The sequence below is a fragment of the Acidovorax sp. LjRoot118 genome (assembly GCF_964253575.1).
Classification (GTDB): domain Bacteria; phylum Pseudomonadota; class Gammaproteobacteria; order Burkholderiales; family Burkholderiaceae_C; genus Acidovorax.
This window is the reverse complement of record NZ_CAXURB020000001.1, coordinates 5,284,830-5,305,617: the sequence shown is the minus strand read 5'-3', so window position 1 is coordinate 5,305,617 and position 20,788 is coordinate 5,284,830. Positions and strand designations below refer to the sequence as shown.

19 protein-coding genes are annotated in these 20,788 nt (G+C 66.9%); 13 read left to right on the top strand and 6 right to left on the bottom strand.

Annotated features, from left to right (window positions below; genetic code table 11):
* Positions 1-50 precede the first annotated feature (50 nt).
* Together ACSQ9E_RS24935 and ACSQ9E_RS24930 are read right to left on the bottom strand one after the other, a co-directional pair.
* The gene (locus ACSQ9E_RS24935) at positions 51-803 is read right to left on the bottom strand and encodes a maleate cis-trans isomerase family protein (RefSeq protein ID WP_057200137.1); all 753 of its coding nucleotides are present in this window, start codon (positions 801-803) and stop codon (positions 51-53) included.
* A gap of 92 nt (positions 804-895) precedes the next feature.
* Positions 896-1,858, bottom strand: a complete 963-nt coding sequence (locus ACSQ9E_RS24930) for a Bug family tripartite tricarboxylate transporter substrate binding protein (protein ID WP_436219451.1) — start codon at positions 1,856-1,858, stop codon at positions 896-898.
* A gap of 99 nt (positions 1,859-1,957) precedes the next feature.
* Between ACSQ9E_RS24930 and ACSQ9E_RS24925 the strand changes: the two genes are divergently transcribed.
* Complete coding sequence (locus ACSQ9E_RS24925; protein ID WP_436219450.1) at positions 1,958-2,827, top strand: LysR substrate-binding domain-containing protein; 870 nt, start codon at positions 1,958-1,960, stop codon at positions 2,825-2,827.
* 9 nt (positions 2,828-2,836) lie between these two features.
* On the opposite strand, the gene dkgB is transcribed toward ACSQ9E_RS24925, so the two are convergent.
* Positions 2,837-3,649 carry a 2,5-didehydrogluconate reductase DkgB gene (gene dkgB / locus ACSQ9E_RS24920; RefSeq protein ID WP_436219449.1) on the bottom strand — a complete coding sequence of 271 codons (813 nt, stop codon included), beginning with the start codon at positions 3,647-3,649 and terminating at the stop codon, positions 2,837-2,839.
* 40 nt (positions 3,650-3,689) lie between these two features.
* Positions 3,690-4,892 carry an MFS transporter gene (locus tag ACSQ9E_RS24915; RefSeq protein WP_436219448.1) on the bottom strand — a complete coding sequence of 401 codons (1,203 nt, stop codon included), beginning with the start codon at positions 4,890-4,892 and terminating at the stop codon, positions 3,690-3,692.
* Positions 4,893-5,006: 114 nt separating this feature from the next.
* Here ACSQ9E_RS24915 and ACSQ9E_RS24910 point away from each other — a divergent pair, with 114 nt between their 5' ends.
* Positions 5,007-5,891: a LysR substrate-binding domain-containing protein gene (locus tag ACSQ9E_RS24910; protein ID WP_436219447.1), complete on the top strand. Its 885-nt coding sequence runs from the start codon at positions 5,007-5,009 to the stop codon at positions 5,889-5,891.
* A gap of 10 nt (positions 5,892-5,901) precedes the next feature.
* On the opposite strand, the gene ACSQ9E_RS24905 is transcribed toward ACSQ9E_RS24910, so the two are convergent.
* Complete coding sequence (locus tag ACSQ9E_RS24905) at positions 5,902-6,606, bottom strand: glutathione S-transferase N-terminal domain-containing protein (RefSeq protein WP_428002510.1); 705 nt, start codon at positions 6,604-6,606, stop codon at positions 5,902-5,904.
* A gap of 127 nt (positions 6,607-6,733) precedes the next feature.
* Here ACSQ9E_RS24905 and dapF point away from each other — a divergent pair, with 127 nt between their 5' ends.
* Genes dapF through ACSQ9E_RS24890 form a run of 3 tightly spaced genes read left to right on the top strand, consistent with a single transcriptional unit; the run spans position 6,734 to position 9,327 of the window.
* The gene (gene dapF, locus ACSQ9E_RS24900; RefSeq protein WP_436219446.1) at positions 6,734-7,612 is read left to right on the top strand and encodes a diaminopimelate epimerase; all 879 of its coding nucleotides are present in this window, start codon (positions 6,734-6,736) and stop codon (positions 7,610-7,612) included.
* Entirely contained in the window at positions 7,609-8,307 is a 699-nt protein-coding gene (locus ACSQ9E_RS24895; RefSeq protein WP_057200144.1) for a DUF484 family protein, read from the top strand. Before dapF ends, ACSQ9E_RS24895 begins: the two co-directional genes overlap by 4 nt.
* Before the next feature lie 21 nt (positions 8,308-8,328).
* Positions 8,329-9,327, top strand: a complete 999-nt coding sequence (locus ACSQ9E_RS24890) for a tyrosine recombinase XerC (protein ID WP_436219445.1) — start codon at positions 8,329-8,331, stop codon at positions 9,325-9,327.
* Positions 9,328-9,344: 17 nt separating this feature from the next.
* Here the strand turns inward: ACSQ9E_RS24890 and ACSQ9E_RS24885 are convergent, their stop codons facing one another.
* Positions 9,345-11,702, bottom strand: coding sequence for a putative bifunctional diguanylate cyclase/phosphodiesterase (locus ACSQ9E_RS24885; RefSeq protein WP_436219444.1), 2,358 nt, complete (start codon positions 11,700-11,702; stop codon positions 9,345-9,347).
* A 288-nt stretch (positions 11,703-11,990) separates the two neighbouring features.
* Here ACSQ9E_RS24885 and lepB point away from each other — a divergent pair, with 288 nt between their 5' ends.
* The 8 genes from lepB (at position 11,991) to mraZ (ending at position 20,784) form a co-directional block, all read left to right on the top strand.
* The gene (gene lepB, locus ACSQ9E_RS24880) at positions 11,991-12,656 is read left to right on the top strand and encodes a signal peptidase I (protein WP_436219443.1); all 666 of its coding nucleotides are present in this window, start codon (positions 11,991-11,993) and stop codon (positions 12,654-12,656) included.
* Between the two features lie 52 nt (positions 12,657-12,708).
* On the top strand, positions 12,709-13,944 hold the full coding sequence (locus ACSQ9E_RS24875) for a class I SAM-dependent rRNA methyltransferase (protein WP_057200147.1): 1,236 nt from the start codon (positions 12,709-12,711) through the stop codon (positions 13,942-13,944).
* Positions 13,945-14,163: 219 nt separating this feature from the next.
* Positions 14,164-15,243, top strand: a complete 1,080-nt coding sequence (locus ACSQ9E_RS24870) for a CobW family GTP-binding protein (protein WP_436219442.1) — start codon at positions 14,164-14,166, stop codon at positions 15,241-15,243.
* A 457-nt stretch (positions 15,244-15,700) separates the two neighbouring features.
* Complete coding sequence (dksA, locus tag ACSQ9E_RS24865; protein ID WP_436219441.1) at positions 15,701-16,249, top strand: RNA polymerase-binding protein DksA; 549 nt, start codon at positions 15,701-15,703, stop codon at positions 16,247-16,249.
* A 53-nt stretch (positions 16,250-16,302) separates the two neighbouring features.
* Positions 16,303-18,024, top strand: a complete 1,722-nt coding sequence (locus ACSQ9E_RS24860; RefSeq protein ID WP_436219440.1) for an STAS domain-containing protein — start codon at positions 16,303-16,305, stop codon at positions 18,022-18,024.
* 77 nt (positions 18,025-18,101) lie between these two features.
* Complete coding sequence (gene hslV, locus ACSQ9E_RS24855) at positions 18,102-18,665, top strand: ATP-dependent protease subunit HslV (protein WP_057200150.1); 564 nt, start codon at positions 18,102-18,104, stop codon at positions 18,663-18,665.
* Positions 18,666-18,771: 106 nt separating this feature from the next.
* On the top strand, positions 18,772-20,103 hold the full coding sequence (gene hslU, locus ACSQ9E_RS24850; protein ID WP_436219439.1) for an ATP-dependent protease ATPase subunit HslU: 1,332 nt from the start codon (positions 18,772-18,774) through the stop codon (positions 20,101-20,103).
* 252 nt (positions 20,104-20,355) lie between these two features.
* Entirely contained in the window at positions 20,356-20,784 is a 429-nt protein-coding gene (gene mraZ / locus ACSQ9E_RS24845) for a division/cell wall cluster transcriptional repressor MraZ (protein ID WP_057200254.1), read from the top strand.
* Positions 20,785-20,788: the final 4 nt, after the last annotated feature.

Sequence of the window (20,788 nt, the reverse complement as noted above, 5' to 3'; positions counted from 1 at the left end):
CGCAGCCTGCCGGGCGCGTCATGCGGGAAAGCGCGGGGCTTTCCCGCGGATCAGTACTTGCCCGAGAGCAGGGCGCCGGCATGGGGCACCCGGGTCTCCAGCCCCAGGCGCCTGAGCATGGCCCAGGTGGTGCAAGCCGCAGCCGACACGACGGGGATGCCCAGCCGGTCCTGCGCCACCTGCACCGACGCCAGCGAGGGCATCTGCACGCATGCCGAGATCACCACCACGTCCACGCCGCGCGTGTCCAGGCGCTGCACGATCTGCGCCGGTGCCGCAGGGTCCTGTGCGCCCACTTCCAGGTTGTCGGCGATCTCCAGCGACAGGCTGTCGTGCACGGCGATGCCTTCGTGTTCGATGTAATCCACCACCAGTTGGGTGAGCGGCTTCATGTAAGGGGTGAGCACAGAGACCTTCTTCGCGCCCATGGCCTTCAGGCCTTCGACCAGCGCGCCGGCACTCGATACCACGGGCGCTGGCTTGCCGTTGGCGACCGTGACCTCGTGCAGCCGCTTTTCGGACGTGCGGTGGTAGCCCAGGCCCATGCTCATGATGGCCACCAGGCAGGCATAGCCCATCACGTCCATCTTTCCATCCGAAAGTTCCAGTGCGCAGCGGTCGGAGTCGCGGTCCATGGCGGCCAGCTCTTCCTGGGTGACCTTCTGCATGCGCATGCGGCTGGCATGGAAGCTGAAGCGCTCGGGCAGGATCTGCTCGCGGGCGCGCAGCATGGCGGGGATCTCGGTCTCCATGGTGGTGTTGGAGCTGGGCACGATCTGCCCAATGCGGTAGGTGCGTTGCATGGCGGTCTTTCGGGAAAAAATGGGCAAAGCGCTGCCCTGCCCGGCGCACGGGGCGCCGGGAATGGGATCACGCAGGGGAGGGGGCTGTCGGGTCAGTCGGCCTTGATGCCGGCGCCCTTGATGGTCTTGGCCCAGTAGGCGGTCTCGGTCTTCACGAGGTCGCCGAGCGCATCGGGCGGCAGGTAACGCAGCTCGATGCCGGCGGCGTCGGCGCGCTGGCGCGTCTCCGGCATCTCCAGCGCCTTCTTCACGTCGGCCGTGAGCTTGCTGATCACCGCCGGTGGCGTGGCCGCCGGGGCGAACAGGCCCACCCAGGCTTCGAGTTTGAAGTCGGGCATCCCGGCCTCGGCCACGGTGGGCACGTTGGGCAGGCCGGGGTGGCGCTTGGTGCCGGTCACGGCAAAGGCCTTGAGCTTGCCGCTGACCACATGCTGCATGACCGACGGCGGCGTGGTGATGAACACCTGCACCTGGCCGGCCAGCACGTCGGCCACGGCCGGGCCCGAGCCGCGGTAGGGGATGTGGGTCATGAAGGTGCCGCTCTGCTGCTTGAAGATCTCGGTGCCGATGTGCGAGAGCGAGCCGTTGCCTTGCGATGCGTAGTTGACCTTGCCGGGGTTCGCCTTGAGGTAGGCGATGAACTCCTTGAGGTTGTTGCCCGGCACCGAGGGGTGGGCCGCGATCACGTTGGTGGCCACGGTGAGCAGGGCCACGGGTGCGAAATCCTTGGCCTCCCAGGGCAGGCTGGGGGTCAGTGCCGGGTTGCCCACATGGTAGGCCGAGTACGAGATCAGCAGGTTGTAGCCGTCGGCCTTGCTGCGGGCCACGGCACCGTAGGCCACGTTGCCGCTGCCGCCTGCCTTGTTGTCGATCACCACCGGCTGGCCGAGCACGCGCGCCAGGGGTTCGTTGAGCAACCGGGCCGAGGTGTCCACCACACCGCCGGGCGGGTTGGGCACCGTGAGCGTGATGGCCTTGCTGGGGTAGTTGTCCTGCGCCGTGGCCAGGCCCGAAAGGGCCAGCGTGGCAGCCAGCAGGCTGTGCTTGATCGTCATGTTTGTCTCCGCCTGGATGTTGTAGTCAGGGTATTGTGGAAACAAGCGAACCAACAGTCCAATATATTGTTGGTCTTGATCAAGACTTGAAAAGTATCAATGGAACTGCGGCACCTGCGTTACTTCATCGCCCTGGCCGAAGAGCTGAGCTTCACGCGCGCCGCGCAGCGCCTGCATGTGTCGCAGCCGCCGTTGAGCCTGCAGATCGCCCAGCTGGAGGCGGAGCTGGGCGCCCAGTTGTTCGTGCGCACCAGCCGGCGCGTGGAGCTGACGCTGGCGGGCCAGGCCTACCTGGTGGATGCGCGCGCGGTGCTGGAGCGGCTGGACACGGCGCGCCAGCGCGTGGCGGCCATCGGCCAGGGGCAGGCGGGGCGCATCGAGGTGGGGCTGTCGGGCTCGCATTTTCTGGGGCCGTTTCCGGCAGCGCTGGCGCGCTACCGGCACAGCCACCCGGGCGTGGACGTGGTGCTGCACGAGATGCAGCCTTCGTTGCAGCAGGCGGCCCTGCGCGACAAGCGCATCGACGTGGGCATTTCGCGCACGGCGGTCAACGACGACCAGCTCGCGAGCACCCTGCTGTGGCCCGATCCTGTGGTGGCCGCCTTGCCGCCTGGCCACCCGCTGGCGGCGCGCAAGGCGCTGGCCCTGAAGGACCTGCGCAGCGAGGCCTTCGTGATGCTGCGCCGCGATTCATCGGCCCATGCCGAGCACATGGTGCAGTGCTGCGTGCAGGCCGGCTTTGCGCCCCGGGTGGCGCAGACCACGGTGGAGCTGGCGGCCTTGCTGAGCCTGGTGGCCGCAGGGCTGGGCGTGGCGCTGGTGCCGTCGTCGCTCGGCAGCCTGTTCGGCGCCCGCGTGGTGCTCAAGACCCTGGGGACCAAGGCACCGCGTGCCGACGTGCATGCGCTGCAGCGGCGCGACGACCTGCTGGGTGTGGTGCCGGCCTTTGTGCGCGTGGTGGCCGGCTGAGGGGATCGGTCAATCCCAAGACGGGGCGAGGCCTTCGGGATCGACCAGCCGGCCGCCACGGTCCAGTTCAGCGATCTGTGCCATCTCTGCATCGCTCAGACGCAGTTGCTGCGCCTTCAGATTGCTGGCCAGGTTCTCGCGCCGGGTGGACGAAGGGATCACTGCGTAGCCCAACTGCAGCGTCCAGGCCAGGGCCACCTGGGCCGTGGTGGCGCCGTGCGCGCGGGCAATGGCTTCGACCACCGGATCGTTCAGCACCTTGCCGTAGGCCAGGGTCATGTACGAGGTGATGGGGATGCCCTGGCTTCGGGCGAAGTCGGCCACGCTGCGGTTCTGCAGGTAGGGGTGCAGCTCCACCTGGTTGGTGGCGATGGTGCTGGCGCCCACGGCGGCAATGGCCTCCTGCATCAGCGCCACGTTGAAGTTGGAGACACCGATCTGCCGCGCCAGGCCCTGGGCCTTGGCTTCGGCCAGCGCACCCATGAACTCGGCCACGGGCACGGCGCCGCTGGGCGAAGGCCAGTGGATCAGCGCCAGGTCCACCTGCTCGGTGCGCAGTTTGGTGAGGCTGTCCTTCAGGCTGGGGATGAGCTTGTCCGCCGCCAGGTTCTCCGTCCAGACCTTGGTGGTGAGGAACAGCGCGCTGCGTGGCACACCGCTTTCTGCGATGGCCTGGCCGACCTCGGCCTCGTTGCCGTAGATCTGCGCGGTGTCGATGGCGCGGTAACCCAGGTCGAGCGCGTTGCGCACCGAGTCGATGACGACTTGGTCCTTGAGGCGAAAGGTACCCAGGCCGAAGGCGGGGATGGTAGAAGAATGCATGAAGAAAGACTCCGTGTGGATGTGCAGGAAAAAAGGGTGATCAGTGGCCGACGGGGACCGGGCCACTGGAGCGCACGGGGATGCCGGCTCGGCGGTCCAGCACGCCGCTGTAGTGCGTCAGGGCCAGGCAGCCCAGCACCACCACGGCACCGATCCAGGGCGTGTGCATGAGGCCCAGGTGCGTCACGATCAGGCCACCGGCCCAGGCGGCACCGGCAATGCCCAGGTTGAAGGCGGCGATGTTCAGGCCCGAGGCCACGTCCACCGCCTGCGGCTTGAAGCGCTCGGCCTGCTTGACCACGTAGACCTGCAGCCCCGGCACATTGCCGAAGGCCACGGCGCCCCAGAGCAGCACGGTCACCAGCGCCAGCCAGGGGTGCGGCGCGGTGAACTGCAGCAGCAAAAGCACGGCGGCCAGCAGGGCGAACACGATGCGCAGCGCCGGGATCGGGCCCAGCCGGTCGGCCAGCCGGCCACCCCAGATGTTGCCCACGGCCACCGACACGCCGTAGACCAGCATCACCCAGCCCACCGCACCGGCGCTGAACCCCGAGATGTCGGTCAGGATGGGTGCAAGAAAGGTGAAGGGAATGAAGGTGCCACCGTAGCCGATGGCCGTCTTGGCATAGACCAGCAGCAGGCGTGGCTCGGCCAGCACCTTGGCCTGCTGCAGCAGCGAGGCGGGTGGGGTATGGGCGATATTGCGCGGCACGAAGAGTGCGCTGCCGATGAAGGCGACCACGCCCAGTGCCGAGACGGCCAAAAAGGTCTCGCGCCAGCCGAAGTGCTGGCCGATGAAAGTGCCCAGGGGCACGCCGGTGACCAGCGCCACGGTGAGCCCGGTGAACATGATGGCAATGGCGCTGGCCGCCTTCTCGCGCGGCACCAAACCGGTGGCGATGGTTGAGCCGATGGAGAAGAACACCCCGTGCGCCAGGCCGGTGAGGATGCGCGCGGCCACCAGCGATTCATAGCTCGGTGCCTGCCAGGCCAGCAGGTTGCCGGCGGTGAACAGCGCCATCAGCGACAGCAGCAGCGCCTTGCGCGGCAGCTTGCCGGTCAGCGCGGTGAGCACCGGGGCGCCGACGGCGACCCCCAGGGCATACAGGCTCACCAGCAGGCCCGCTGAAGGGATGCTGATGGACAGATCGGCCGCCACGGTGGGCAGCAGGCCAACGATCACGAACTCCGTCGTGCCGATGGCGAATGCGCTGAGCGTCAGCGCGAGCAAGGCAATGGGCATGGAAACACTCCTGTGTGGATGCAGGGAAGTGTCGGGTTTGTAGCCTTGCAGAAAAAGAGGGTTCTACGCCATAGATAGTTGATTTGGAATCAACAATCGGCGAGCATTGCGCCCATGAAATCCACCCTGGAAGAGTTGCAGGCCTTCGTGGCCGTGGTCGACGGCGGCTCCATCACTGCGGCGGCGGACCAGTTGGGTCAGACGGTATCGGGCATCAGCCGGGCCCTTGGGCGCCTGGAAAAGAAGCTGGAGACTACGCTGCTGCGCCGCACCACGCGCCGCACCGAGCTGACCGAGGAGGGCCAGGCCTTCCTTCTGCGCACGCGCGCCATCCTGGCCTCCATCGACGATGCCGAGGAAAGCATGGCGGCACGCCGCCAGCAGCCCGCCGGCCGGCTGCGCGTGAATGCGGCCACGCCTTTCATGCTGCACGCCGTGGTGCCGCTGGTGCCGGCGTTCCGAGCCGCCTATCCGCAGATCACGCTGGAACTGAATACCGACGAGATGTACATCGACCTGCTGGAGCAGCGCACGGACGTGGCCATCCGCATAGGCCGGCTGCAGGACTCGACCCTGCACGCGCGTCCCCTGTGCACCAGCCGCCTGCGCGTGCTGGCCAGCCCGGAGTACCTGGCGCGCGCCGGCAAGCCCAAGGGCGTGGCCGAACTCTCCGGGCATACGCTGCTGGGCTTCAACGAGCCAGAGTCGCTCAACCGCTGGCCGCTGCGCGGCACGCACGGAGACGAATGGCGGATCGTGCCCAGCCTCACCGCGTCGAGCGGCGAAACATTGCGCCAGCTGGCGCTGGAACATGTGGGGCTGGTTTGCCTGTCGGATTTCATGACCGCAGGCGACCGCGAGGCCGGCCGCCTGGTGCAGGTGCTGGCGCGCGACACGGTGGACGTGCGCCAGCCCATCAATGCGGTGTACTACCGCAACACGCAGTTGGCCGCGCGCATTGTGTGCTTCCTGGACTTTCTCCAGGAGAGAATGGGCTGAGCTCGATCGCTCAGCCGCGCGCGGGAATGTTCAGCCCCTTGGCCACGGCCGGGCGTGCCACGAAGGCGTCCAGCACGCGTTTGATTTCCTTGAACTGGTCGAACTCCACCAGCTCGCCCGCGCCATAGAAGCCCACCAGGTTGCGCACCCAGGGCAGGATGGCGATGTCGGCAATGGTGTAGGTGTCGCCCATCACCCACTGGCGTCCGGCCAGGCGCTGGTCCAGCACGCCCAGCAGGCGCTTGGACTCGGCCACGTAGCGGTCGCGCGGGCGCTTGTCTTCATAGTCCTTGCCGGCGAACTTGTGGAAGAAGCCGAGTTGGCCGAACATCGGGCCTACGCCGCCCATCTGCCACATCACCCACTGCAGGGTTTCATAGCGGGCCGCTGCGTCCTGGGGCACCAGCTTGCCGGTCTTGTCAGCCAGGTAGATGAGGATGGCACCGGACTCGAACAGCGCCAGTGGCTTGCCGCCGGGGCCGTCGGGGTCGAGGATGGCGGGGATCTTGTTGTTGGGATTGAGCGACAGGAACTCGGGCGAGGTCTGGTCGTTGGTCTCGAAACTCACCAGGTGCGGCTCGTAGGGCAGGCCCATCTCTTCCAGCGCGATCGAGGCCTTCACGCCATTGGGCGTGGGCAGCGAGTACAGCTGGATGCGGTCGGGGTGCTGGGCGGGCCACTTGCGGGTGATGGGGAAGGCGGAAATGTCTGCCATGGGCTCCTCGTTCGTTGTTTTCAAAGACGCGTTAGCCTAAACCGCTTGGCCGCCCTGTGCCGGATGGGGGTATTGCCATTGCCACGGTGTCTGACAAGGCCGGCCCTGCACCGACGATAATCCGGGCATGAAGATCCACTTCACCAAAATGCAGGGCGCGGGCAACGACTTCGTCGTGCTCGACGAGACCCGCTCGCGGCTGAATCTCACCGCCGGCCAGTACCGCTACCTGGCGGACCGCCATTTCGGCGTGGGCGCCGACCAGATCCTCACCGTGCGGCCCTCGCCTGCCGCGGGCATCGACTTCGAATACGTGATCCACAACGCCGACGGCGGCGAGGTGGGCCAGTGCGGCAATGGCTCGCGCTGCTTTGCACGCTACGTGCGCGACAAAGGCCTGACGGACAAGGACACCATCCGCGTGCAGACCCTGAGCGGCGTGCTCTCGCCAAAGCTCAATGCCGATGGCCGGGTCACGGTGGACATGGGCGTGCCCGTGCTCGACGAGCCCCGCGTGCCTTTCGATACCGCGGCCCTGGCCCCTACGGTGCAGGGCAACGGCCGCACCTGGCCCCTGGCGTTCGACGTGCAGGGCATCTCCGTCACCGTGCCGGTGGCCGTGGTCTCCATGGGCAACCCGCATGCCGTGCAACTGGTGGACAGCGTGGACACGGCCCCTGTGGGCCTGTGGGGCCCGCTGATCGAGAGCCACTCGCGCTTTCCTGAGCGCGTGAACGCGGGCTTCATGCAGATCCTGGACCGCGGCCATGTGCGCCTGCGGGTGTTCGAGCGCGGCACCGGAGAGACCCTGGCCTGCGGCTCGGGCGCCTGTGCGGCCGTGGCCGCCGGAATTCGCCTTGGGCTGCTCGACAGCGAGGTGCATGTGGACATGCATGGCGGGCGCCTGACCATCGCCTGGAGCGGGCAGGATACCGATTCCCTTTTCATGACCGGCCCGGCCACCACCGTATTCGAAGGCCAGATCGACATTCCGGACGCAGCATGACCAATCCCAGCACCCATATCCCGCCCATCACCGAAGACGACATCGCCCAGTTCCTGGAGAACACCCCCGGCTTTTTCGAGCGCCACGCCGAGGTCCTGGCCAGCGTGCAGATCACCAGCCCCCACGGCGCGCGCGCCGTGAGCCTGCAGGAGCGCCAGGCCGAGATGCTGCGCGAGAAGATCAAGGGTCTGGAGCACCGCGTGATGGACATGGTGCGCAACAGCGGTGAGAACACCGCCATTGCGGCCAAGGTGCATCAGTGGACCAGCGCACTGCTGCAGGTCAAGGACCCGTTCGACCTGCCCGAAGCAGTGGTGGAGGGCATCCGCTCCCTGTTCGACGTGCCCCAGGCCACCGTGCGCGTGTGGGAAGTGGCCGGCCCCTACGTGGATGCCGACTTCGCCCAGGGCGCCAGTGAGGACGCGCGGGCCTTCGCTTCGTCGCTGACCATGCCCTTTTGCGGCCCCAACCTGGGCTTCGAGCCCGCCGGCTGGCTCAGCGCAATCGATGGCGTGCAGGCCCAGTCGCTGGCCCTGCTGCCGCTGCGCCAGGGCGCCATCGACAGCGCCACTCCGGCCTTCGGGCTGCTGGTGCTGGGCTCGCACGATCCCCAGCGCTTCGATGCCACCATGGGCACCGAATTCCTTTCGCGCATTGCCGAGCTGGCCAGCTCGGCGCTGGTGCGCCTGCGCTGACCTGCTGGCGGACGGCTGCACGTGACTACCACCGCACCCGTCGCCCCTGAGCCCGGCACCTTGGCGCCAGATCCGCTGGTGCTGCGCTACCTGGAGCATGTGCGCGTGGAAAAGCGCCTGGCGGCGCGCACGCTCACGCTCTACACGCTGGACCTCGAAAAGCTGGCGCAGTTCGCAGCCGGCGCGGGCCTGCCCCTGCTGCAGCTGCAGACGGCGCACATCCGCCGCTTCGTCGCGCAGATGCACAGCGGCGGGCGCAGCGGGCGTGGCATTGCGCTCATCCTTTCGGGCTGGCGCGGCTTTTTCATCTGGGCCGGGCGCCAGGGCCTGGTGCCGCACAACCCGGTGCAGGACGTGCGCGCGCCCAAGGCCCCCAAGCCCCTGCCCAAGGCCCTGGGGGTGGACGACGCCGTGCGCCTGGCCCAGTTCGACAACACCGGCGCCGACCCCTGGTTGGAAACGCGCGACGCCGCCATGGTGGAGCTGCTGTACGGTTGCGGCCTGCGCGTGGGCGAGCTCGCGGGGCTTGATGCCGTGCCCAGTGCCGAAACCCAGCGCCAGGGCCGCGGCTGGATCGACCTGCAGGCGGGCGAGGCGCATGTGTTCGGCAAGGGCAGCAAGCGGCGCAGCGTGCCGGTGGGCAGGTCCGCGGTCGAGGCCCTGCAGGCCTGGCTGGCGCTGCGCGCCGGCCCCTTCGGCGGCGGCGGATCGGCGCGCATGGATGCCGCGCTGTTCCTGGGCCAGCGCGGCGCGCGGCTCACGGCACAGTCCATCTGGCTGCGCCTGCGCCAGCGCAGCCAGCAGGCCGGGCTGACCACCCCCGTGCACCCGCACATGCTGCGCCATTCGTTCGCCAGCCACCTGCTGCAGTCCAGCGGTGACCTGCGGGCGGTGCAGGAGTTGCTCGGCCACGCCAACATCACCACCACTCAGGTCTACACGCGCCTGGATTTTCAGCACCTGGCCAAGGTGTACGACGCGGCACACCCGAGGGCCAGGCGCAAGCCAGGCTCTGAATAGTCCGATCCTGCAGGTGGTCAGGTGGCCGTCGCTGGCTGCGCAGCGATGAAGGCGGTAACCGCCGCCAGGTCCAGCGGCCGCGCAAAGTAGAAGCCCTGGCCGGTCACGCAGCCCAGGCCCTGCAGCAGATGGGCCTGTTCAGCGGTCTCGATGCCCTCGGCCGTGGTCTCCATGTGCAGCGCCTGCGCCAGTTCGATCACGGAGTGCACGATGGCCTTCGACTCAGAGCTGCCCTCTATGGGCGCGATGAAGGAGCGGTCGATCTTGAGCCGGTCGAACGGAAAGCTGCGCAGATAGGCCAGCGAGGAGTAACCCGTGCCGAAATCGTCCAGCGCGATGCGCACGCCCGCATGGCGCAGCCGGTGCAGCGTGGCCATCACATCGTCCGTGTCCTGCAGGAAGACCGATTCGGTGATCTCCAGCTCCAGCCGCTCGGGCGGCAGGCCGCAGCGCTCCACCACCGCCAGGATCTTGTCGGCCAGCAGGGCATCGTCGAACTGGCACACCGAGAGGTTGACCGACATCACCAGCTCGCCCGGCAACTGGAGCGCCGCCAGGCAGGCGTGTTCGAGCACCCACAGCCCGATGTCGCGGATCAGGCCTGCCTCTTCGGCCACGGGGATGAATTCCACGGGCGACACGCTGCCAAAGCGCGTGCTGTTCCAGCGCAGCAGGGCCTCCAGCCCCGCGATGCGGCCCGAGGCCAGGTGCCACTGGGGCTGGAAGGCCAGGTGCAGTTCACCCTGCGCCAGGGCAGAGCGCAGGCCGTCCTCGAGCGCGATGCGCCGGTGGGCGCGCTGGTCCATCTCGATGGAAAAGAACTGCACCTGTCTGCGGCCGCGTTGTTTGGCTTCGTACAGGGCCAGGTCGGCATGGTGCAGCAGGGCGTCCACGTGGGTGCCATCGCGCGGCAGGAAGGCCACGCCGATGCTCAGGTGCGGGGTGGTGGCCAGGCCCGAGAGGTCGCAGGGCTGCTCTACGGCGCGCATCAGCCGGTCGCAGAACACCTGTACTTCGGCCCGTGTGCTGGCACCGTCGAGCAGGATAGCGAACTCGTCCCCACCCAGTCGGGCCACCAGGTCGCGGCTGCGGATCTCCTGGTCCATGCGCTGCGCCACGGTCTTGAGAAGCAGGTCACCATTGCCGTGGCCATAGGCGTCGTTGACGCGCTTGAAATTGTCCATGTCCAGGCACAGCAGGGCTGCTGCGCTGGTGCCGGCGCTGTCCAGCGCGCACTGCTGCTGCAGCCGATGCTGGAAGTGGCGCCGGTTGGCAAGACCGGTCAGCGAGTCGAAGTGCGCCAGGCGGTGCATCTCGTCCTCGGCGTGTTTCTTGTGGGTGATGTCCACCCCCACGCCGCGCCAGTCCTGCAGGCGCTGATCCAGCCGCCAGATGGGTTTGGCGGTAAGCGCCCACCAGCGCAACTGGCTCTCGATCACAATGGGTACGGGCAGGTCACGAAACGGCTGTGGACCCCTGAGCGCGGCCTGCAGCGCCTGCAGGTGGCCGGCCGGGTCAACCCCATGGGTGGCGCCCTGGTGGGTGCGGGCGATCAGTTCCACAAGGCCCAGGTCCGGGTCGTCCTGGCGGCTGTAGCGCAGGGCCTGGTCCAGGCGGTTGGAGGAGTGGCGCAGCGTGCCTTCGCTGGAAACCTCCCAGAGGAAGTCGCTGGTGTTTTCCTCGAAATCGCGCAGCAGCAGGCCCACGATCTGTTGCTGGTGGGCGGCATCGGCCTCGGCCGCCAGGCGCGACCCATAGGACCGGGCCATCACGCGCACCGAGGCGATCACCACCAGGCCGTAGGTCACCAGCAGCACCAGCAGTGTCAGCGTGCCCGGCTGGTCCGCCGCCCGTGCCAGCCCCACGGCCGAGCCGCCCGCGAGCAGCAGCACATAGCTCAGGGCCGCCTCGGGCACCGTCACCAGCGCAAAGCCCCCCGCGCAGATCATTCCGCAGCTGATCGCCAGGATCATCATCTGGTCTGGCGCCGTGGCCGAGGCGAAGAGCGCCGCCGGTATGGCGCCCCACAGCAGGCCCAGCACGCCGGCGTGCCGGGCGGCGCGCCGGATCGCCTTCTTCGACGCCAGCAGGCGGGGAGGGTGGTTGCGTGCGCGCTGCCAGGCACGCAGTCCCTGTGCCGCCACAAACAGCAGCGCCAGCATCCAGACCCAGAGCCAGGGGGGCACCGTGGCCAGGCGCCAGGTGATGAAGCACCCGTTGAAGACATTGACCGCCATGGCCAGCGGGGTCAGGCGCAGCATGGCCTGCAACTGCTGGGCGCGAAAGCTCGCGGCCAGCGGTTCATCTGCCTCGTAGGGGGCTAGCCATTGCTGCACGCGCGCGGGCAGGAGTGTCAAAAGGCGGGGTTCTGCCATGCAGGCGGGTCCGTTGGGGCAGCCTCCGGCCTCTGCGCTCGGGCGGCTGCGTCATCACACAGGTTTCGGCAAAACACACTTTGCAACCATTGTGCACCCTCGGCTGTGTGCCTGCCCAGGGGTCAACCCAGGGGGCGCGCGGTCCGTTGCGCCGACCGCACGGCGTTCGGATTGCATGCGCATGGTGGCCGGGAACCTTTGGCGCGGTGGCGGGCTCCGAGCGCTGTGGCCGTGCAGCGCAGGGCCACACGAAAAGCCGTTCAAGGGACAACCCGAGGAGAAGAATCGATGGGACGCTGGATCAAGGCCAACAAGGGATTTCTGGTGCTGCTGATGTGCTTCGGCCTGTTCCGCACGGCCGTGGCGGACTGGAACCCCATTCCCTCGGGCTCGATGCGGCCCAACCTGGTCGAGGGCGATGTGGTGTTCGTCAACCGCCTGGCCTACAACGTGAAAATTCCGCTGACCGACGTGGTGCTGGCCCCGATGGGCGAGCCGCGGCGCGGTGACGTGGTGACCTTCTCTTCGCCGCTGGACGGCACGCGCCTCATCAAGCGCCTGGTGGCAGTGCCAGGCGATACGGTGGAGATGCGCGACGAAGTGCTCATCATCAATGGCGAAGCCGCCCGTTACGAGGCACCGCAGGCGCTGCAGGAAGCCATGGGCCTGGGCCGCACGGTCGACGCCACGCGCCTGACGGAGCAGGTTCAGGGCCACGAGCGCCGCGTGCAATGGCTGCATGGCGTGACGGCGCGCAGCAGCTTTGACCCCGTGACCGTGTCCGAGGGTGAGTACCTGGTGCTGGGCGACAACCGCGACAACAGCGCCGATTCACGCTACATCGGCCTGGTGCCGCGCCATCTGCTGATCGGCCGGGCCCTGGGCGTGCTGGTGTCGGCGGATACCGACCGGTATTTCATGCCGCGCTTCGAGCGCTTCGGCCAGAAGCTGTAATCCAGCCGCCCGTCTGGCGGGGGAGCGCTCCAACGGCGCGACAATCGGGGCCATGAAAACCCTTCGCCTTCGCCCTGGCAAGGAGCGCTCGCTCCTGCGCCGCCATCCCTGGATCTTCGAATCGGCCATCGCCAAGGGCGGTGGCGACAGCGGCGAGACGGTGCGTGTCGAGTCGCACGAGGGCCAGTTCCTGGCCTGGGCCGCGTTCAGCCCCAGCTCGCGCATCCGGGCCCGGGTGTGGAGCTTCGACGAGGCGCAGCGCATCGATGAGCCCTTCTTCATTGCCGCCTGCGCGCGCGCCATCATCGCCCGCGCGCGCTTCGATGTGCAGAGCGACGGCATCCGCCTGGTGCATGGCGAGTCCGACGGCCTGCCCGGCCTGATCGTGGACCGTTATGGCGACACGCTGGTGGCGCAGTTCACCAGTGCCGGCACCGAGCGCTGGAAAGATGTGCTGGCCGATGCCCTGCTGCGCGAGACCGGCCTCACCCGGCTGTACGAGCGCTCGGATGCGAGCGTGCGCGCTCTGGAGGGGCTGGAGCCCGCCACGGGCTGGCTGCGCGGCGGCCCGGTGGCCGGTGGCGAGGTGCCGCCGGTTGAGCTGACCATCCACGAGCACCAGTGGCAGCTCACGCTCAACATTGCCGAAGGCCACAAGACCGGCTTCTACCTGGACCAGCGCGACAGCCGCAAGCGTTTTGCCGACTACGCGCGCCGGCTGGGCTTCCAGCATGTGCTCAACTGCTTTTGCTACACCGGCGGCTTCAGCGTGGCAGCGTTGGCCGGCATGCGTGCGGCCGAGGCGGCGGGCGGCCCGGGAGGCGGCCACGTGACTTCCATTGACTCCTCCGGCCCCGCGCTGGAGCGGGCGCGCGCCCACGTGGCGCTCAACGGCTTCGACGTGAACCGCGCGAGCTTCCTGGATGCCGATGTGAACGCCTCGCTGCGCCAGTTCCTCAAGGAAGGCCAGCGCTTCGACGCCATCGTGCTCGATCCGCCCAAGTTCGCGCCCACCGCGGCGCATGCCGAACGCGCCGCGCGCGCCTACAAGGACATCAACCGTCTGGCGCTGCAACTGCTCACGCCCGGCGGCGTGCTGTTCACCTTCTCGTGTTCGGGCGGCATCAGCGCCGACCTGTTCCACAAGATCGTGGCCTCGGCAGGGGCCGATGCGGGGGTGGACGGCTACATCGTCGAACGCCTGGCAGGGGCTCCCGACCACCCGATGACGCTGGAGTTTCCCGAAGGCGAGTACCTCAAGGGGCTGGTGGTGATGCGCAAATCCTGAAATCCACAGCCTCCTGTCCGGGCACTAACGCAACTTCCTTTCGTCAAGAGATGCTTTTTTGCTCCTTGATCCATAGCTTCAAGGCAAAGACTGGTATGCGATTGAGCTCAAAAATGCGGGATCCCCATTGGTGCAGGGGTTCGGTGGGGTCTTGATTTCGTGGCTAAACTGCCGCAAGTCGTCCCCCTGGCACCCGCATCCTTTTCTAGGCTTTTCTCCATGTCCCTTATACCTGCCACCATCCTCACCGGCTTCCTGGGCTCGGGCAAGACCACCCTGCTCAAGCGCCTGCTCAGCGAAGCCCACGGCCAGAAGATCGCCGTGATCGAAAACGAGTTCGGCGAAGAGAACATCGACAACGACATCCTGGTGACCGAGTCCAAGGAGCAGATCGTGCAGATGAGCAATGGCTGCATCTGCTGCACCATCCGCGAGGACCTGCGCGAGACGCTGCAACTGCTGGCCGCCAAGAAGCGCAAGGGCCTGCTCGACTTCGACCGCATCGTAATCGAGACCACGGGCCTGGCCGACCCCGGCCCCGTGGCGCAGACCTTCTTCATGGACGAGGAGATCGCCGAGACCTACCTGATCGACTCCATCATCACGCTGGTGGATGCCAGGCACGCGCCCCAGCAGCTCAACGACCGCCAGGAGGCACGCCGCCAGGTGGGCTTTGCCGACCAGATCTTCCTGTCCAAGACCGACCTGGTGAGCGCCGAAGAGGCCGACGCCCTGATCCATCGCTTGAAGCACATGAACCCGCGCGCGCCCATCAAGGCCGTGCACTTCGGCGAAGTGCCGCTCAAGGAAGTGCTGGACCTGCGTGGCTTCAACCTCAACGCCAAGCTCGACATCGATCCCGACTTCCTCAAGGAAGAGGGCGATCACGACCACCACGACCATGGCCATGACCACCATGACCATGAACATGGTGAGCACTGCGACCACCCTTCGCACCAGCAGGGCCACGAAGGCGGTGGGCACCACCACCACCACGATGACGACGTCAAGAGCTTCGTCTTCCGCTCGACGCGCCCGTTCGATCCGGCCAAGCTCGAGGACTTCCTGGGCGCCATCGTCAACATCTACGGTCCACGCATGCTGCGCTACAAGGGCGTGCTGTACATGAAGGGCACCGAGCGCAAGGTGATCTTCCAAGGCGTGCACCAGCTCATGGGCAGCGACCTGGGGCCGCAGTGGGCCGAGGGCGAGGAGCGCCTGAGCAAGATGGTCTTCATCGGCATCGACCTGCCCAAGGACATCCTCCTGCAAGGGCTGGAACAAAGCCTTGTGGCTTGACGGGCGCTGAGCTGGTTGGGGATTGTCAACAAGCGTCCCCTTCGCGATTTGCCTCGGAAAACCGCGATATGGCTGGCAAGATGTGTCGTATCTGCAACGTTTTCGTTTGCGTCAGCCCAGGTCGATACAATCGCGCCCCGGTAAAACCCCGGAAGGCTTGCCATCCGCCCTTGGCTGCCAGCGCAGCCTGGGCCCGCCCGTATAGCGAGGAGACCAGGAAGTGAAAGCCGAAACCAGCAAATCCAAGGCGGCTGCGAAAGCAGCCCCGAGCGCGGGTAAAAGCGCTGCCGCACCAGCGGCAGCCAAAGCTGCTGCAAAGGCCCCTGCCAAGGCTGCTCCCAAGGCGACAGCCGCCCTGGTGCCCGTCGCCCCCGAACCTGTTCTGCAGGCGGGATCCCATGTACCCGTGCGCACGACCCGGCCTTCTTCCCGATTGGCCCAATTGACCGTACCATCCATGGCACAGGCAACGGCTTCCACCGCTGCCAAAGCCAGCTACCAACAGACCATGCCCACGACCGCGCAAGTGCATCCCACTTTCACTGCTGCCAAAAAAGACCCCAAGCTGGCCAACAACTGGAAAGCCAAGACGGCCCAGGAGCTGACCGACGCTGAAGTCCTGGCCATGCCTGACAGCGAATACATGAACGAAAAGCAGATGGCGTTCTTTCGCCTGAAGCTGGTCCAGCTCAAGCAGGACATCCACAACAGTGCCGGTGAAACCACCGAGCACCTGCGTGAAGACACCGTGGTGGTGCCGGACCCTGCCGACCGTGCCACCATCGAGGAAGAGCACGCCCTGGAGTTGCGCACGCGCGATCGCGAGCGCAAGCTGCTCAAGAAGATCGAGCAGTCCATCGCCCGCATCGACGCTGGCGACTATGGCTACTGTGACGAGACGGGCGAGCCCATCGGTGTCGGCCGCCTGATCGCCCGCCCCACAGCCACGCTGTCGCTCGAAGCGCAACAGCGCCGTGAACTCAAGCAGAAAATGTTCGGTGACTGAAGTCCGCCCGGCCTGAACGCACCCATGCGCACGCACCCTCTCTCGCCTACCCCATGAGCAAGGAAGAAACCACGCCCGGCGGCCTGCTGTCCAAGATGGTGCGGTTTGTGCGCAACCCGACGACAAACTGGACCGAGCTCGACTCGCTTCAGGACGACCGGGAGAGCCAGTACAGCAAGCAGATGCTCAAGGAGATGATCGAGCGCAAGCGCCGCAACGATTTCGTGCGCCGCCGCGAGTTCGATCAGCTGCGCAAGCTGCGCCAGCGCGAAGTGCTGCAAGGCCAGCGCACCGAAGACCCCACCGCACGCCCCTCGTTCTTCCAGAGCAGCATGGCCTCGCCCGACGAGCGCGCCGTGACGCTCAAGAAGATCGACGAGATCGAGGCGCAGATGTCGCAGCAGTGGTGGAAGAGCAAGGCCAACGCCGACGCCCCCACCCAGCCTGCGGATTTTCGCGGGGAGGACGAGGCCGCTGCACGCGCCTTCGCGCCCACCGCGCCCGTCAGCCTGGCCGCACCCATTGCTGCCGCCCCTGCGGCGGTCAAGCCCCTTTTTGACGACGACAGCATGGCGATCGGCCAGTTTGGCGGCATCGATGCGACCATGCGGGGGGAGCCGCCGCGGCAGGACGTACTGGCATCGTTTGACCCGAGTCCGGCACCAACGCCCGAAACCGCATCCGCACCGGAGGAATTCGTGCACGAACCCGACCTTGAAGAGGCCGCCATCCGCTTCGCCAACGGCGATCACGCAGGGGCGGAGTCCGGCTTGCTCGACGTGTTGGCACAGCACCAGCAGGACGAGCCGGCGCAGCAGCTGGAAATCTGGATGACGCTGTTCGATCTGTACCGCGCGACGGGCCAGCACGACCGCTTCGACACCCTGGCCATCGATTTTGCCGCCGGCTTCAGCCGCTCGGCGCCCTTGTGGTTCTCCATGCCCGAGCAGCTCGGTCTGGTGCAGGAGCAGGCGCCCGTAGCGGGTGCGGCCCGCCGGGATTTCAGCTGGAATGCGCCCCCGCGGCTTACGGTGTCATCCGTGGCGGCGCTGCAGGCCTCCATCGAGCGCTCTGCTGCGCCCTGGACGCTGGCCTGGACGCGCATCGCCGGCATCGACGATGCCGCCGTGCCCCTGCTGGCAGACCAGTTCACCAAGTGGGCGGACCGTGCGGGCCAGTTCGTGTTCTCGGGGGTGGACCGGCTCACGACGCTGATGGAGATCATGACCCAGTCGGGTGATCGCGCCTCAGGCCCCGAGTGGTGGCGCCTGCGCATGGCAGCGCTGCGCCTGATGGGCCGGCCTGACGAGTTCGAATTGGTGGCGCTCGACTACTGCGTGACCTATGAGGTGTCGCCGCCCTCCTGGGTGGCCCCCAAGATGGGCTATTCGGACGATGCTACAGCGACCAGCAGCCAGGCTGCGGCGCCCGCGGAGCGGGACATGCTGGCGTCGGACTTCGGTTTTGATGCCTCGGTTCCTGCGACGCTGGACAACACGCCTGTGGCCTCGCTCAGCGGCCACATCGATGGCGATGCCACCCCGCTGCTTGAGCCCTTCCAGGCGCTGATGCGCCCCGGGGTGCCGCTCACGGTGTCCTGCGACAAGCTGATCCGCGTCGACTTCGCTGCGGCCGGTTCGGTGCTCAACTGGGCCGCAGAGCAGCAGGGCCAGGGCCATGAGGTGCATTTCCACAACCTGCAGCGCCTGGTGGCCATCTTCTTCAACGTGATCGGTATCAACGAGCACGCCTGGGTGATCCCCCGCAAGAACTGACGGGCTGCGTGCCTGTGCCGGGCGGCGGGCGCTGCCCCGGCTTGAAAGCCGTGCCGGCGCCCCCATCTGCGGCAGCTATGGATTCCTCAAACAACCACCCGGTGTTTCACGGCACCACCATCCTGAGCGTGCGCCGCCAGACCCCTGCCGGCGTGCAGGTAGCCATTGGCGGGGACGGCCAGGTCACCCTGGGCAACATCGTCGTCAAGGGCACCGCCCGCAAGGTGCGCAAGCTGCACCATGGCAAGGTGCTGGCCGGCTTTGCGGGCGCCACGGCCGATGCCTTCACGCTGTTCGAGCGCTTCGAGGCCAAGCTCGACAAGCACCAGGGCCACCTGGTGCGTGCCGCCATCGAACTGACCAAGGACTGGCGCACCGACCGCGTGTTGCGCCGCCTGGAGGCCATGCTGGCGGTAGCCGACCTGGAGGCTTCGCTCATCATCACCGGCAACGGCGACGTGCTGGAGCCCGAGCAGGGCATCGTGGCCATCGGCTCGGGCGGGGCCTATGCCCACTCGGCCGCCAAGGCGCTGCTCAACCACACCGACCTGCCGGCGCAGGAGATCGTCAAGAAGTCCCTCGAGATCGCAGGTGAGCTGTGCATCTACACCAACATGCACCACACCATCGAGACGCTTTGATGGCTTTGCCCGGCGCGCGACTGCGCGACCCGGGCCCTCCCTTTCATGGTGCCGGCCGCAGTGTGATGCGGCGGCCGGTTCCCCCACCGAACCCAGGCGGATCCCCATGTCGTCCATGACCCCCCAAGAAATCGTCTCCGAACTCGACCACCACATCGTTGGCCAGGCCAGCGCCAAGCGTGCGGTGGCCATTGCGCTGCGCAACCGCTGGCGCCGCCAGCAGGTCGAGGGCGCATTGCGCCACGAGATCACCCCCAAGAACATCCTCATGATCGGTCCCACGGGCGTGGGCAAGACCGAGATCGCCCGGCGCCTGGCACGCTTGGCCGATGCGCCCTTCATCAAGGTCGAGGCCACCAAGTTCACCGAGGTGGGCTATGTGGGCAAGGACGTGGACTCCATCATCCGCGATCTGGCCGAGATCGCCGTCAAACAGACGCGCGATGCCGAGACCCGCAAGGTGCGCGCGCGTGCCGAGGATGCAGCCGAAGAGCGCATCCTGGACGTGCTGATCCCCGTGGCCCGCTCGGGCGCCGGCGGTGAAGCACCCCCTGCCACCGACAGCACGGCGCGCCAGGTGTTCCGCAAGAAACTGCGCGAGGGCTCGCTCGACGACAAGGAGATCGAGATCGACGTGGCCGAGAGCCGGCCGGCGCTGGAGATCATGGGCCCCTCGGGCATGGAGGAGATGACCGAGCAGTTGCGCGGCATGTTCAGCCAGATGGGCCAGGACAAGCGGCGCACGCGCAAGCTCAAGATCGCCGAGGCGCTCAAGCTCCTCATCGAGGAGGAAGCCGCCAAGCTCGTCAACGAGGAAGAGATCAAGGCCCGCGCCATCGCCAACGCCGAGCAGAACGGCATCGTCTTCATCGACGAGATCGACAAGGTGGCGTCGCGTCAGGAAAGCAGTGGCGCTGATGTTTCGCGCCAGGGCGTGCAGCGCGACCTGCTGCCGCTGGTGGAGGGCACCACCGTGTCCACCAAGTACGGCATGGTCAAGACCGACCACATCCTGTTCATCGCCTCGGGCGCCTTTCATCTGGCCAAGCCCAGCGACCTGATTCCCGAACTGCAGGGGCGCTTTCCGATCCGGGTGGAATTGGGCTCGCTCTCGGTGCAGGATTTCGAGGCCATCCTCGTGCAGACCCATGCCTCCCTGGTCAAGCAGTACCAGGCGCTGCTGGCCACCGAGGGGGTCACCCTGGAATTCGCCTCCGAGGGCATCACGCGCCTGGCGCACATCGCGTTCGAGGTCAACGAGCGCACCGAGAACATCGGCGCGCGCCGGCTTTCCACCGTGATGGAGCGGCTGCTCGATGAGGTGAGTTTCGACGCCACGCGGCTGTCGGGTCAGACGGTCACCATCGATGCGGCCTATGTCGATGCCCGGCTGCAAACCCTGAGCCAGAACGAGGACCTCTCGCGCTACATCCTGTGACCTTGGGCGCTGCCTTGAGGTAACACTTGCATAGGCTGCTCTAAGTGGTTCTTTTTCAACGACTTTTGCTTGTTTGGCGTCTTCGGAGTTGCGCCTAAGTCCTTGATTTCATTACAAAAGTTTGTTGTGCACCCCCTTGCTCGGTGTGCTTTTCCTGCTACAGTGCAAAAAAGTGCAATTAAGTGGTGAAAAGTGCCCTCGAAGACCCTTTGCACGGGTTGAGTGGATCCATACCGAGTGGGGATTTTTTTCGTGTTCCAAGGTGCCTCGTCGCTGAGTCTCGATGCGAAGGGTCGGCTGTCCGTGCCGACCCGGCATCGTGACGTCCTCGCCGCGACGGCCGCCGGGCAACTCACGATCACCAAGCACCCCCACGGCTGCCTGATGGTCTTCCCCCGTCCCGAGTGGGAAAAATTCCGCGAGCGCATCGCCGAGCTGCCCATGTCCGCCCAGTGGTGGAAGCGCATCTTCCTGGGCAATGCCCAGGACGTGGAGATGGACGGCACGGGGCGCGTCCTCGTTTCCCCCGAACTGCGCGAGGCCGCCGGCATTTCGCGCGAGACCATGCTGCTGGGCATGGGCAACCATTTCGAACTCTGGGACAAGGCCACCTATGACGAGCAGGAGGCCAAGGCCATGCAGGGTGAGATGCCCGACGTCTTCAAGGACTTCTCTTTCTAAAGGC

What these genes read in the sequence shown, in the direction of transcription:
- ACSQ9E_RS24935 (WP_057200137.1), bottom strand. Translation starts at nt 803, where the DNA reads ATGCAACGCACCTACCGCATTGGGCAGATCGTGCCCAGCTCCAACACC.
- ACSQ9E_RS24930 (WP_436219451.1), bottom strand. Translation starts at nt 1,858, where the DNA reads ATGACGATCAAGCACAGCCTGCTGGCTGCCACGCTGGCCCTTTCGGGC.
- ACSQ9E_RS24925 (WP_436219450.1), top strand. Translation starts at nt 1,958, where the DNA reads ATGGAACTGCGGCACCTGCGTTACTTCATCGCCCTGGCCGAAGAGCTG.
- dkgB (WP_436219449.1), bottom strand. Translation starts at nt 3,649, where the DNA reads ATGCATTCTTCTACCATCCCCGCCTTCGGCCTGGGTACCTTTCGCCTC.
- ACSQ9E_RS24915 (WP_436219448.1), bottom strand. Translation starts at nt 4,892, where the DNA reads ATGCCCATTGCCTTGCTCGCGCTGACGCTCAGCGCATTCGCCATCGGC.
- ACSQ9E_RS24910 (WP_436219447.1), top strand. Translation starts at nt 5,007, where the DNA reads ATGAAATCCACCCTGGAAGAGTTGCAGGCCTTCGTGGCCGTGGTCGAC.
- ACSQ9E_RS24905 (WP_428002510.1), bottom strand. Translation starts at nt 6,606, where the DNA reads ATGGCAGACATTTCCGCCTTCCCCATCACCCGCAAGTGGCCCGCCCAG.
- dapF (WP_436219446.1), top strand. Translation starts at nt 6,734, where the DNA reads ATGAAGATCCACTTCACCAAAATGCAGGGCGCGGGCAACGACTTCGTC.
- ACSQ9E_RS24895 (WP_057200144.1), top strand. Translation starts at nt 7,609, where the DNA reads ATGACCAATCCCAGCACCCATATCCCGCCCATCACCGAAGACGACATC.
- ACSQ9E_RS24885 (WP_436219444.1), bottom strand. Translation starts at nt 11,702, where the DNA reads ATGGCAGAACCCCGCCTTTTGACACTCCTGCCCGCGCGCGTGCAGCAA.
- lepB (WP_436219443.1), top strand. Translation starts at nt 11,991, where the DNA reads ATGGGACGCTGGATCAAGGCCAACAAGGGATTTCTGGTGCTGCTGATG.
- ACSQ9E_RS24875 (WP_057200147.1), top strand. Translation starts at nt 12,709, where the DNA reads ATGAAAACCCTTCGCCTTCGCCCTGGCAAGGAGCGCTCGCTCCTGCGC.
- ACSQ9E_RS24870 (WP_436219442.1), top strand. Translation starts at nt 14,164, where the DNA reads ATGTCCCTTATACCTGCCACCATCCTCACCGGCTTCCTGGGCTCGGGC.
- dksA (WP_436219441.1), top strand. Translation starts at nt 15,701, where the DNA reads ATGGCACAGGCAACGGCTTCCACCGCTGCCAAAGCCAGCTACCAACAG.
- ACSQ9E_RS24860 (WP_436219440.1), top strand. Translation starts at nt 16,303, where the DNA reads ATGAGCAAGGAAGAAACCACGCCCGGCGGCCTGCTGTCCAAGATGGTG.
- hslV (WP_057200150.1), top strand. Translation starts at nt 18,102, where the DNA reads ATGGATTCCTCAAACAACCACCCGGTGTTTCACGGCACCACCATCCTG.
- hslU (WP_436219439.1), top strand. Translation starts at nt 18,772, where the DNA reads ATGTCGTCCATGACCCCCCAAGAAATCGTCTCCGAACTCGACCACCAC.